This is a genomic window from Brucella sp. TWI432 (assembly GCF_039674445.1).
In the GTDB taxonomy this organism is placed as follows: Bacteria; Pseudomonadota; Alphaproteobacteria; order Rhizobiales; family Rhizobiaceae; genus Brucella; species Brucella chromiisoli.
Map to the genome: position 1 here is coordinate 228674 of NZ_JBDJNL010000003.1, position 12055 is coordinate 240728.

The window sequence follows — 12055 nt, forward strand, 5'->3', positions numbered from 1 at the left end:
ACCGTTTTCTTTTGTGTGCCGGCGGGTATTTTTACCTTTCGGACGGTGATTTTGCTTCAATGTGTGAGGCAAGATCAGGCGGGCAATCAAACTGCCGTCGCATTTAATCCCGGAGGGGAGTGCGACGGGCGATGGAAAGGACTGGACTGGGTATGGAAAAGTTCCCGATGACCCCTCGCGGTTTCGAAAACCTCAAGGAAGAACTGCGCACGCGTCAGCAAGTTGAGCGCCCTCGGATCATTGAGGCGATTGCTGAAGCGCGCGCGCATGGCGATCTTTCTGAAAATGCTGAGTATCACGCTGCAAAAGAAGCCCAAAGCCTGAATGAAGGCCGTATCAACGAGCTTGAAGATCTGGTTGGTCGCGCCGAAGTGATCGACGTTACCAAGCTTTCCGGCGATAAAATCAAGTTTGGCGCAACCATCACGCTGATCGATGAAGACACCGAAGAAGAGAAGGTCTATCAGATCGTTGGCGATCAGGAAGCCAACGTCAAGGAAGGCCGTATTTCGATTTCCTCGCCAATCGCGCGCGCGCTGATCGGCAAGGGTGAAGGTGACACGATTGAAGTCAATGCACCGGGCGGCTCGCGTTCTTACGAGATCATCAGTTTCAAGTTTGTTTGATGGCTGAGGTAACGGTTCCCGTTGATCAGGTTGAGGTCGTTGCGCCTAATTTCAAGCGTCGCCTTTCGGGCGTGACCTCAACCATCGTGCAACTTATCCCTTTGCAGCGCGCGAAGGGATTGGGCATTGCGACAATGGGGCCGGGACTGCCTGACAGCCTGCCGCATTTAGGCTGGTCAGCGCTTTTCTCCTTTTGGAAAAGGCCTGCGAGGCGACGTTTCCGTATCTGGCACGCACGTCGCAATATCGAAATGCTGGCAGGCATCTTCATGCGCGATGTGCTGCGCATGAAGCTCAGGCTGGTGTTTACGTCTGCTGCACAGCGACATCACAAAGCTTTCACCAAATGGTTGATTCGCCGCATGAATGCGGTGATTGCGACCAGTGGTCGTTCGGGACGTTTTCTCGAAGTGCCGCATGATGTGATCATGCATGGCGTTGATCTTAAACGGTTTCATCCGCCGCTCGGCGATGATGACCAGTTCAGCGCGTCCGGGCTGCCGGGTAAATATGCAGTTGGCTGTTTTGGCCGGGTGCGTCATTCAAAAGGCACGGATTTGTTCGTTGATGCGATGATTGCGCTGTTGCCAAAATATCCTGACTGGACGGCAATCATTACCGGGCGCACGACGACTGAACATCAGGCATTCGAAGATGATTTGAAAGTGCGTATTACGGCTGCTGGTTTGCAGGATCGCATCTGCATTCTTGGTGAGGTGCCGGATGTGCGCATCTGGTATCGGCGGCTTACACTTTATGTGGCGCCATCGCGCAACGAAGGTTTTGGCCTCACGCCGCTGGAAGCCATGGCTTCACAAACGGCTGTCGTTGCAAGCGATGCCGGTGCCTATGCCGAAATGATCGTGGAAGGTACGGGCAGTTTTGTTGCGGCGGGTGACGGCAATGCTTTGCGCAATGCTATTGAACCTTATCTTGCCGATCCGGCTATGGCTCAACGCCATGGCGAAAACGCGCTGGCCCACGTGCGTGAAGCGTTTCCGCTCGAAAAAGAAGCGCAAGCAATCAGCGCGGTTTACGAGCGGGTCTTTAACGCCAAATAGATTTAGAGAATCATCAGTGGCTCGTCCTTAACCGGACGAATGGTCAAGGCTGTGCGGACCGAATCCACATTGGGCGCAGCCGTCAGCTCTTCGATGACGAAGGTCTGGAACGTGTTAAGGTCGCGCGCAACGCAATGCAGCAAAAAGTCGGATTCACCCGAAACCATCCACGCGCGGCGTACCAGCGGCCACTGCTTGGTTTTCTCTGCAAAGGCTTTTAAATCGGCATCCGCCTGACGGTGCAGGCCCACCGAACAGAAAGCGACGAGATCCTGACCGAGTGCATTGCCGTTAAGGATGGCGCGGTAACCACGAATGACACCGCTTTCCTCAAGTTTGCGGACGCGGCGCAGGCAGGGAGGGGCCGAAATTCCAACCCGCTCAGCGAGTTCGACATTGGTGATGCGCCCGTTATTCTGGAGCTCCCGAAGGATTTTCCAATCGATTTCGTCCAGATCGGCCTTGATCGGCATATAAAACTCCGCGCGCAATGAAATTTCATTCAGGCGTAATAATAAAACACTCAGCGCCGCTATAGCGCAATGTAATCCTGCTCATACCAAAAGAAACGACCGGATGTAAACTGCTTAAAGCGCTGTTAGCGCATCCAGAAAGTGCGTGTGAACAGGATAAATACGGTGACAAGCTCAAGACGCCCCGCGAGCATCAGGAATGAAAGCACCCAAAGCGCGGGATCGTGAATGGTGGAATAGTTGCCCACTGGTCCGATTGTATCGCCCAGACCGGGCCCGACATTTGACAGGGCAGTCAACGCGCCGGTGAAGGCGGAAACAAAATCCAGTCCGAGGGACGCCAGCAAGACAGCGCCGATGACGAGAGAAGCAATATAGAGAAACAGATAGAGCAGAACGTTCTGGGCGATCTCGCCGGACACTTCCGATGAACCGTACCGGATTTTAATGACCGCATGGGGCGTGATCAGCCGCACGAGGTTCGCTTGCGTCAGACTCCACAAAATGATCAGGCGATTCATTTTTATACCGCCGGAAGTGGAGCCAGCGCAGCCGCCAAGGAACGAGGCAAGAAAGAAAATGCCGATTGCCGGTGGTCCCCACAGCGAATAGTCTTCCGTTGTAAAGCCGGTCGTGGAAATGACGGATACAAAATTAAAAGATGCCGTGATCAGAGCACTTCCAAATGGAATATGTGAACCAAGGCGCAGCACAATTGCCAGAATAAAGCTGAAACCAATAACAATGGCCAGAAACAGCTTCACCTGGGGGTCAATGAGCGAATCCGTTCGACGTGGCATGAAAGCTTTAATGTAAAGAATAAACGGTAGCGCTGATAAGGCCATAAACACAGTTGATATAAGCAATATCAGGTGGTTGTCGTGGTAAAATCCGAAAGAGCTGTCATGCGTAGAAAAGCCAGCCGTGGCGATCGTCGTCATGCTATGGTTCACAGCATCAAATATGCTCATGCCTGCTGCGAAATATGCGATTGTACAAGCGGTTGTCAGGCTTAGATAAGCTGTGATGATGCCCAGAGCGATCTGGTTCATGCGTGGAAGAATTTTTTCCGATTTGTCGGAATTCTCCATATGAAAAAGCGCAAGCCCTCCTGCACGCAGCGATGGCAGCAGCAAAAGCGCAAGCCCGATAAAGCCGATACCGCCGATCCAGCAAAGAAGTGATCTCCACAGAATGATGCCGCGCTGCATGTCATCAAGACCTGTCAGAGCAGTGGCACCGGTTGATGTGATGCCTGACATCGCTTCAAAGAAAGCGGTGGCATAGCTGATTGGCAGATGGGAGAAATAAAGCGGGATCGAACCGAGGAAGCCGCCAGTCACCCACAGGCAGACGGTCAGCAAAAAACCAAGCCGCGGTGTGAAGCGGGTGTTGTGATTGTGCGTGGCCAGCAGAATCAGGGCAGACAAAGCGCCGGTTGCTGCGGCAGAACGCACGAAAACGAGCCAGTCATCGCTGCCGTCGCGCAGATCGACGGCCGCTGGCAGCAGCATTGCCACAGCCATTACGAGGCCGAAACGCGCGCAGATATTGGCGACTGTCTTATAGATAGCGGTAGGCTCCAGCTTTTTGAAAGCAGTGATTTATTCTGCGTGTTTAACGCGGGAAACTGCCCGCTGCAATGCGGGTGTGGCGTATAGCCGTTCCGAAAGGTCACAAGCTGTGGGCGAAGGGCGGCAAACATGCAGCCAACCTTGCAAATGCGGGTTGGTGGACCTACCTTGGACATAATATCAGGGCACTAGCCAAATCGAGTGCGAAAGCGATTCTCGCAAGCTTGACGTCCGCGAATTAAATCGATTTTTGGGACCGGAGAACTACCCTTATGTCACAGCGTCACGCGCCCGTCATTATCATCGGCTCAGGTCCGGCGGGTTATACTGCCGCAATCTATGCAGCGCGTGCGATGCTCAAGCCGATCATCATCACTGGTCTTCAGCAGGGTGGTCAGTTGATGATCACAACCGATGTGGAAAACTATCCAGGCTATGCTGAACCCGTACAGGGGCCCTGGATGATGGACCAGATGGCAACGCAGGCGCAAAATGTTGGCGCCGAGATTCTTTACGACATCATCACTGAAGTTGAGACCACGTCGCGTCCGTTTCGTCTGATCGGTGATTCTGGCACAGTTTACACCTGTGATGCGCTGATCATTGCCACAGGTGCGCAGGCCAAGTGGCTGGGCCTTGAAAGCGAACAGACCTTCATGGGTGGTGGTGTTTCAGCCTGCGCGACCTGTGACGGGTTCTTTTATCGCGGCAAGGATGTTGTGGTTGTTGGCGGCGGCAATACGGCTGTCGAAGAAGCACTTTATCTTTCGCACATCGCCAAGAGCGTGACGGTTGTTCATCGCCGCGAAGGTTTCCGTGCTGAGAAGATCATGCAGGATCGTTTGCTGTCACGCGATAATGTGAAAGTGGTCTGGAACAGTGTCATCGATGAGATTGTCGGCACTGAAGCCAAGCCGCCGATGGGCGCAACCGTGACCGGTGTGCGCTTGAAGAATGTTGTTACGGGGGAGACGGCTGTTCATGATGCGCATGGCGTTTTCATCGCCATTGGTCACGCGCCGGCTGTTTCTTTGTTTGAAGGCAAACTCAAGCAGAAGCCAAACGGTTATCTTTGGACTGCACCCGATTCAACGGCCACAGATGTTGCTGGCATTTTTGCTGCTGGCGACGTCACAGACGATATTTACCGGCAGGCAGTCACGGCTGCGGGTATGGGCTGCATGGCTGCTCTGGAAGCAGAGCGCTGGTTGGCTGCACAGGAACCGCTGCACGAAGCTGCGGAGTAATGAGAGGGGGAGAAGGTGGTCGCACCGCTCGACTGGGATAAACTGCGCATCTTCCATGCTGCTGCGGAAGCAGGGTCTTTTACCCATGCCGCGCAGACATTGCATCTGTCGCAGTCGGCTATTTCGCGTCAGGTGAGCGCACTTGAGCAAGATGTCGGCGTTCCGCTGTTTCATCGACATGCGCGCGGACTCATTCTGACGGAACAGGGCGAAACGCTCTACCGGACGGCACATGACGTGCTGATGAAGCTCGAAAATGTTCGCTCCAAGCTTGCCGAAAGCAAGGAAAAGCCAACAGGTCGCCTGCGTGTGACCACAACGGTTGGTCTTGGCTCCGGCTGGTTGATCGAACGCATTCAGGAATTCGTTGAGCTTTATCCGGATATTCAGTTGCAGCTTATCCTCGATAATGAGGAGCTGGATTTGACCATGCGTCACGCGGACTGCGCCATTCGTCTGCGTCAGCCGCAACAGCCGGATCTCATTCAACGTCGCCTGTTTACTGTGCACATGCATGTCTATGCATCGGCAGGATATGTTTCCAAGCATGGAAAATTGAATTCCATTGAGGAAATTGACCAGCATCGCGTGGTGACATTCGGTGAGCCTGCGCCAAGCTATCTGACCGGCTTGAACTGGCTTGAGATTGCTGGTCGTACGGATGGTAGCTCACGTATTCCGGTTTTGCAGGTCAATAATCTTTTGTCGATCCGTCGCGCTGTGCAGCGTGGGGTCGGCATTGCGGTTCTTCCTGACTATATGGCCGATAAGGAATCGGGTCTCGTCCAGCTTCTGCCAGAGCTTGAGGAAATTCCTTCCTTCGATACGTTCTTTTGTTACCCGGAAGCGTTGAAGAATTCGGCCAAGCTGCATGCCTTCCGCGATTTCTTGTTCTCGAAGGCGAGAAACTGGGTGTTCTGATCAGGCTCAGAAATTAGCAAAAGGCCGCGCAGGATGACTGACGCGGCCTTTCGCTATTATGAACTCTCCAGGGCGATAGGGGAGTCGTTGTTCAGGTCTTATTCCCATTAAGATTATGTGGATAGACCTCGTGCATAACGTCATCAATCACGTAATGTATGAGTGTATCGACCTCGACGATTTCACTGCGAACTGTATCGTCCAGATTATGAACAACAGCCCCGATAATGCGCTCGCCCGGCAATTCCCGGTTGATTGCATGGGCGACAAAGCCTGACGACGGTGCCCATACATAATTCGTTCCATTTGCTTGGCCCGACCATGCTCTATGCAGATGGCCGCTTGCATGAAGTTTGACATTATAATCCGCAAAGAGATCGGCCAGGCGTTGGCGAGGTCTTGGTGGAACACCCCAAAGGCCGGTGTTGCCTTCATCCAGCGCATCGACAAACAAAGGTTTGTGCGCAAAAACCGCGGCGGGTCGGCCGCCGCTCTCGCTTAATTGCTGTTCGAGCCAGAGGAACTGCTGTTCCTCGTCGGTTGAGCCGTCGCCGAGGATGAGACTGTTGAGACCGATCAGTCGCCATTGTCCAAAATCCCGCGCCCAGTAATCGGGACCGAAATGCGCGCGCCAGCGTTGCAGTCTCTGTGCATTGACTGGCTGGCGGCTTGCGGGCAAATGCCCGATGTCGTGATTGCCCGGAAGACACAGAATTGGCGCGGGAAGGTCGGCTATCAGCTCCCGACAAAAGGCCAGGTCTTCTTCGATATCGGCACCGTCTACTGTGAAGTCACCTGTATGGATGATCAGGTCCGGCTTCTGATCAGCTATCCAGTTAACGAGGGGAAGCCAGTTGCTGTTGAAGTGCGGCTTGGTTGGGCTGAGGTGCGTGTCGGTAATCTGTATGATCCGCAAGATAAGCTCCTGCGCAGCGCGTTGAATGAGTGAGGCTGCGAATTCTACATGGCTTCTAGGAGCATCAGATGACAAATTGGTTTCAGTTGAATGATCGTTTCATGACAAGCGACTGTCGAACTGATTTGCTTGCCCACTAAAGTTATTTGCCATTATAAAAGGCATTGAGATTGATCATGTGCCTCTCGTTTAGGCGCGTCATTATTCGGTTTTAAAAAACTTTTTCGCTTGGTTAACTTGTAACATACTGATTTATTTGAGTTATTATAAAAATCAGAGCTATGCGTTAAATGCATAGCTGCATTGTTTTAAAGTTGAGTTGCAAAAACAATAATCACAGGGCATAAAGAATGCATCTCAGCGCTGCGTTTCCTCCTCCCATTTGCGCGCGCTGAGTGTTCCCCTCTGGAGGTTTGCCTCGAAGGCACCTTCAAAACTCAAAGCCAGACATTTGTCTGGCTTTTTTTTTGGCTTCGCGCTGAAGTCATTCCTTCCGACACATAAGCGGATACGAAAAAGGGGCCTTTCGGCCCCTTTCATCATTTATATTCGAAGTTGTTAGCGCAGACTTGCGCAGAAGCGCTGAATGCGTGAGCAAGCTTCTTCGAGCAAGGCATCGGACGTTGCATACGAAATGCGGAAGTTCGGTCCAAGGCCAAAGGCCGAACCATGAACGACGGCAACGCCTTCAGCTTCCAGCAGTTCGGTGACAAAATCTTCGTCGGTTTCGATGACCTTGCCAGCTTCCGTCTTCTTGCCGATCAGGCCGGCGCAGGATGGATAGACGTAGAATGCACCTTCAGGTGTCGGGCAGTGGATGCCGCTTGCCTGATTGAGCATCGATACAACCAGATCACGACGAGCCTGGAAGATCTTCTTGTTTTCTGGAATGAAGTCCTGCGGGCCATTGAGCGCTTCAACAGCTGCCCACTGAGCGATGGAGCAAGCGCCGGAGGTCTGCTGACCCTGCACCATGTCCATGGCTTTGATGAGCTGCAACGGGCCTGCAGCGTAACCAATACGCCAGCCGGTCATTGCATAGGCCTTGGATACGCCGTTCATGGTGAGCGTGCGATCATAAAGCGAAGGTTCAATCTGAGCAGGGGTCGTGAAGACGAAATCGCCATAGACGAGATGCTCATACATATCGTCAGTCAGAATCCAGACCTGCGGATGACGAACGAGAACGTCGGTCAGCGCCTTCAGTTCCGCTTCGGAGTAAGCCGCGCCGGTTGGGTTTGATGGCGAGTTGAAGACCAGCCACTTGGTCTTTGGTGTGATCGCCTTTTCAAGTTCGGCGGCTGTCAGCTTGAAATTGTCTTCGATCTTGGTGTTGACGAAAACCGGAGTGCCACCATTGATCGCAACCATTTCCGGGTAGCTGACCCAGTATGGCGCAGGCACGATGACTTCATCTCCGGGGTTCAGGGTTGCCATGAAAGCATTGAACAGGATTTGCTTGCCGCCGGTGCCGACGATGACCTGTTCTGGCTTATAATCGAGGCCATTTTCACGCTTGAACTTGGCAACGATGGCCTGGCGCAGCTCAGGAATACCGGCAACGGGTGTGTACTTGGTTTCGCCGCGATTGATGGCGTCGATGGCAGCCTGCTTGATATTGTCCGGCGTGTCGAAATCGGGTTCGCCTGCTCCCAGACCAATCACGTCCTTGCCCTTGGCTTTCAGTTCACGTGCTTTCTGACTGACCGCGATGGTTGCAGATGGCTTTACACGAGAAAGGGCGTCGGCGAGAAATGCCATGATAGATCTCCATAGATGGCAGGATCAGATAACCGGCACCGGGCACGGTCCGGTTTTGCGGACTTTCTATGTCCCATTGGCGCAAGAATCGCAACAAGAGCTTTGCGGTTTCGCGAGAAAATACGGTTTCTCGCGCGATTGTGTTGCTGAAAAGTTCTGATCTATCAGTAATCCGACCCTGTTGCTTCAATGAAACTGATTGGACAGGCTGCACGCAGATCGACATGTTATATCGGCACAGGAGAAGCAGATGCTCACAATCTATTCACAGCTCGATTCCGGAAATTGCTATAAGCCACGGCATTTGCTTGCAAAACTCGGCAAGCCTTTCAAACATGTTACGGTGTCGGCACTCGACGGTTCGACCCAGACGCCTGAATATCTTGCGAAAAACCCGAATGGCAAAGTTCCACTGCTTGAGCTGGAAGATGGGCGTTTCCTTGCCGAATCAAATGCAATACTTCTCCATCTGGCAGAAGGAACGCCCTACCTCCCAAAAGACGCTTATGAGCGTGCACTGGTTTACCAATGGTTGTTCTTTGAGCAATACAGCCATGAGCCTTATGTTGCCGTGCGCCGCTCCTTGCTGCTTTACCCGGAGCGCGCGCATCTTGCCACGCCGGAGCGGCTGGCATCGACGCTTGCGGGGGGCAATAAAGCGCTTGGTGTCATGGAAGAGCAGTTGAAGAAGACGCCGTTTCTGGCAGGAGACAGCCTGACAGTGGCTGATATTGCGCTTTATGCTTATACACATGAGGCGCATCGCGGTGGCTTTGATATGACGCGCTATCCGGCAATCAATGCGTGGCTTGCGCGTGTTATTGGCGATGACGGCCATGTCCCAATGGGCTGGCTGCCTTGATTTCAGATAAAGAAAAAGGCGGGGTGTTGCCCCGCCTTTTTCTCTGCCTTAGAGGCAAAACTTATGCTGCGACGAGGTTGTCGGCAGACGAACGGCCCGAACGACGGTCCTGTACGATTTCGTACGAAACCTTCTGGCCTTCGTCGAGGGTCGCAAGACCTGCGCGCTGAACAGCGGAAATGTGGACGAATACGTCCGTGCCGCCCTGATCAGGCTGAATGAAGCCGAAGCCCTTGGTCGTGTTGAACCACTTAACTGTTCCCGTAGCCATGGGAAATTCCTTTGTAACATTAGTAGTCGTTAGTCCGTATGCTTCGCACACGTCCCTGTGGATCGAATTTATGGACAGGAGATCGTCAGGAAGCACGGCAGGCCGGGCGGGTCGCAAAGTCACTTGACCGAAAAATCGATGCCAGAATTATATGTGACAATTTTGACCAAGACAAGACAGGCTTTGCTATCTCTAAAGGTCTATTTCTGTATCGCTTTTTCATATTTCAATGTTCAGGTGAACGCTTGTTTCTGCCGAGGCGGGGCCTAACAGGTTTAAAAATATTGCTATAGCATACACCGGGAATTGATTAAGACGCGTTGGAAGAAGTCTGTTATTGAACGCGCGGTTTTTTACCGGCAAATTGTTGCACACATTCGGTGAGGAAAGACGTGGTATCCAAATCAAAGCAGGATAAGCCGCTCAGCGCCGAGCATCCGCTTCGTGACCGGTCCAATAAGGGCAAGCACGACGGCAATGATCTTTTCTCGCATGTGCATATGATGATGAGTGCATTCTGGGTTTCCCCGGTTCGCAACACTCTGATTGCAGTTGGAACCGGAATCTTTGTTCTGATTGTTCTGATCGCGGTCGGGCAGGTCGCCATCAACCGCTGGAATGTGCCCTTTTACAACGCGTTATCGGATCGCAATCTGAGCGCTTTCTTTCATCAGCTGTTGATTTTTTTCGCTATCGCTGGATCAATTCTTATCCTCAACGTGTCGCAGACATGGCTCAACCAGATGTTCAAGCTCAAGCTGCGGGAAGGACTGGCGCGCGATCTGGTGGGGCAATGGTTGCAGCCGGGGCGCGCCTTCCGGCTGGCAAAGGCTGGCGAGATCGGTGTTAATCCCGATCAACGCTTGCAGGAAGATGCGCGGCATCTGGCTGAAACAACCAGCGATCTTGGAATCAATCTGCTGCAATCGACCGTCATTCTGGTTAGTTTTGTTGGGGTGTTGTGGTCGCTTTCGAGCGGCTTTGTCTTTCATGTCGGGGGCTACAGTTTTTCCATTCCCGGCTATATGGTCTGGGCAGCGGTGTTTTATGCGGGTTCGGCATCGCTGCTGTCATGGTTTGTTGGCCGCAGTCTCGTCAATCACAATGCCAACCGCTATGCGCGTGAGGCTGATTTCCGCTTTTCGCTGATGCGGGTCAATGAGCATATCGATGCGGTGACGCTGGCCCGTGGTGAGGCGGATGAGCGGCGAAGGCTTTATCGTGATCTTGATGCTGTCTTGGTCGCAATCAAGCGGATCGTCATTGCGACGACCAATCTGACATGGGTGACGGCTGGCTATGGCTGGTTCACGATCGTTGCTCCCATTCTTGTTGCCGCACCGGTTTATTTTTCAGGCGGACTGACATTTGGCGGTCTGATGATGGCCGTGGGCGCTTTTACGCAGGTGCACAATTCGCTGCGCTGGTTTGTCGATAATTTTGGCGCCATCGCTGATTGGCGCGCAACGCTCTTGCGCGTGGCAAGCTTTCGGCAGGCTATTTTGCGCATGGATGAAATTGGCCATCCTGATCAGCAGATCGCGGTTGCGACCAATGAAGAAGAAAGCCTGACAATCGATAGTCTGTCGATTGCTTCCCCTGAAGGATGTCTCAATCTGGTTGAGAAGAAGGTTGTCATCAATCCCGGTGAGCGCCTGCTTGTAACGGGGGCGACCGAATCCGAGCGCAGCCTGTTCTTTCGGGCACTTGGCGGCTTGTGGCCGTGGGGCAGTGGACGCATCGGAATGCCTGCGGGAAACCGCGTGGTGTTCATTCCGCATGCACCCTATATCCCGCCGGGCAATCTGCACGATGCGGTTGTTTATCCCTTGAACTCTGCTGACTTTTCAAAAAATCAGGTTGCCGAGGTGCTCAGACTGGCGGGACTTGAGCGGCTGGTGTCGCAGATCGACCGCCCGCTGCGCTGGGATCGGACGCTGACGGCTGACGAACAGCAAAGCCTCGCCTTAGCGCGGCTGGTGCTGCAAAACCCTCACTGGGTCGTGATCGATGGAACGCTGGATGGAATGGATGAAGAGGCGCGCAGGCGCGCTTATGATATTCTGGAAGGGCCTCTGAAGGCTGCTTGTGTTATTCACATTGGGAAAGGCATAGACCATAATGGCTTGTTCAAGCACAAGCTTCATCTGGAAATGGATTTGCAGGCCGATCCATTGCGTTTGCCGTATCAGAACTAAAGTTTTCTAAAGCGCTTCCTGTTTTGATCGAAACATCGGAAATGCGCCATCTATTTTTTCATGCATTACCCCACGCAAAACCGCTTCGTATTTTTGCTGCAAATGCTCCAATAGCAAAGGCCGCAGATTTTCATCTGCGGCCTTT

11 protein-coding genes are annotated in these 12055 nt (G+C 53.0%); 6 read left to right on the forward strand and 5 right to left on the reverse strand.

Annotated elements, in window-relative coordinates; all coding sequences use genetic code 11:
- The first annotated feature begins 152 nt into the window (after positions 1–152).
- Positions 153–626 carry a transcription elongation factor GreA gene (gene greA / locus ABE527_RS08335; protein ID WP_265985699.1) on the forward strand — a complete coding sequence of 158 codons (474 nt, stop codon included), beginning with the start codon at positions 153–155 and terminating at the stop codon, positions 624–626.
- Positions 626–1687, forward strand: coding sequence for a glycosyltransferase family 4 protein (locus ABE527_RS08340; RefSeq protein WP_499696613.1), 1062 nt, complete (start codon positions 626–628; stop codon positions 1685–1687). The genes greA and ABE527_RS08340 overlap by 1 nt, the downstream gene beginning before the upstream one ends.
- A gap of 2 nt (positions 1688–1689) precedes the next feature.
- On the opposite strand, the gene ABE527_RS08345 is transcribed toward ABE527_RS08340, so the two are convergent.
- Together ABE527_RS08345 and ABE527_RS08350 are read right to left on the reverse strand one after the other, a co-directional pair.
- Positions 1690–2160 (reverse strand): Lrp/AsnC family transcriptional regulator, encoded by a 471-nt coding sequence (locus ABE527_RS08345; protein ID WP_095447076.1) that lies wholly within the window; start codon positions 2158–2160, stop codon positions 1690–1692.
- Between the two features lie 125 nt (positions 2161–2285).
- Entirely contained in the window at positions 2286–3686 is a 1401-nt protein-coding gene (locus ABE527_RS08350) for a TrkH family potassium uptake protein (protein WP_265985530.1), read from the reverse strand.
- 320 nt (positions 3687–4006) lie between these two features.
- On the opposite strand from ABE527_RS08350, the gene trxB reads away from it, so the two are divergent.
- Together trxB and ABE527_RS08360 are read left to right on the forward strand one after the other, a co-directional pair.
- Positions 4007–4981: a thioredoxin-disulfide reductase gene (gene trxB, locus ABE527_RS08355; protein ID WP_499696614.1), complete on the forward strand. Its 975-nt coding sequence runs from the start codon at positions 4007–4009 to the stop codon at positions 4979–4981.
- 15 nt (positions 4982–4996) lie between these two features.
- On the forward strand, positions 4997–5902 hold the full coding sequence (locus ABE527_RS08360; RefSeq protein WP_265985528.1) for a LysR family transcriptional regulator: 906 nt from the start codon (positions 4997–4999) through the stop codon (positions 5900–5902).
- A gap of 91 nt (positions 5903–5993) precedes the next feature.
- Here the strand turns inward: ABE527_RS08360 and ABE527_RS08365 are convergent, their stop codons facing one another.
- Both ABE527_RS08365 and ABE527_RS08370 read right to left on the reverse strand, forming a co-directional pair.
- The gene (locus ABE527_RS08365) at positions 5994–6818 is read right to left on the reverse strand and encodes a metallophosphoesterase family protein (RefSeq protein WP_499696615.1); all 825 of its coding nucleotides are present in this window, start codon (positions 6816–6818) and stop codon (positions 5994–5996) included.
- Between the two features lie 558 nt (positions 6819–7376).
- On the reverse strand, positions 7377–8579 hold the full coding sequence (locus ABE527_RS08370; protein WP_265985526.1) for a pyridoxal phosphate-dependent aminotransferase: 1203 nt from the start codon (positions 8577–8579) through the stop codon (positions 7377–7379).
- Positions 8580–8829: 250 nt separating this feature from the next.
- Between ABE527_RS08370 and ABE527_RS08375 the strand changes: the two genes are divergently transcribed.
- Positions 8830–9441, forward strand: coding sequence for a glutathione S-transferase family protein (locus ABE527_RS08375; RefSeq protein WP_499696616.1), 612 nt, complete (start codon positions 8830–8832; stop codon positions 9439–9441).
- A gap of 61 nt (positions 9442–9502) precedes the next feature.
- Here the strand turns inward: ABE527_RS08375 and ABE527_RS08380 are convergent, their stop codons facing one another.
- Positions 9503–9712, reverse strand: coding sequence for a cold-shock protein (locus tag ABE527_RS08380; RefSeq protein WP_006471898.1), 210 nt, complete (start codon positions 9710–9712; stop codon positions 9503–9505).
- 392 nt (positions 9713–10104) lie between these two features.
- Between ABE527_RS08380 and ABE527_RS08385 the strand changes: the two genes are divergently transcribed.
- Positions 10105–11910: an ABC transporter ATP-binding protein/permease gene (locus tag ABE527_RS08385; RefSeq protein WP_323054554.1), complete on the forward strand. Its 1806-nt coding sequence runs from the start codon at positions 10105–10107 to the stop codon at positions 11908–11910.
- The last annotated feature ends 145 nt before the right edge of the window (positions 11911–12055 follow it).

Coding starts and splice junctions, on each gene's coding strand:
- greA (WP_265985699.1), top strand. CDS start 153: ATGGAAAAGTTCCCGATGACCCCTCGCGGTTTCGAAAACCTCAAGGAA.
- ABE527_RS08340 (WP_499696613.1), top strand. CDS start 626: ATGGCTGAGGTAACGGTTCCCGTTGATCAGGTTGAGGTCGTTGCGCCT.
- ABE527_RS08345 (WP_095447076.1), bottom strand. CDS start 2,160: ATGCCGATCAAGGCCGATCTGGACGAAATCGATTGGAAAATCCTTCGG.
- ABE527_RS08350 (WP_265985530.1), bottom strand. CDS start 3,686: ATGGCTGTGGCAATGCTGCTGCCAGCGGCCGTCGATCTGCGCGACGGC.
- trxB (WP_499696614.1), top strand. CDS start 4,007: ATGTCACAGCGTCACGCGCCCGTCATTATCATCGGCTCAGGTCCGGCG.
- ABE527_RS08370 (WP_265985526.1), bottom strand. CDS start 8,579: ATGGCATTTCTCGCCGACGCCCTTTCTCGTGTAAAGCCATCTGCAACC.
- ABE527_RS08375 (WP_499696616.1), top strand. CDS start 8,830: ATGCTCACAATCTATTCACAGCTCGATTCCGGAAATTGCTATAAGCCA.
- ABE527_RS08380 (WP_006471898.1), bottom strand. CDS start 9,712: ATGGCTACGGGAACAGTTAAGTGGTTCAACACGACCAAGGGCTTCGGC.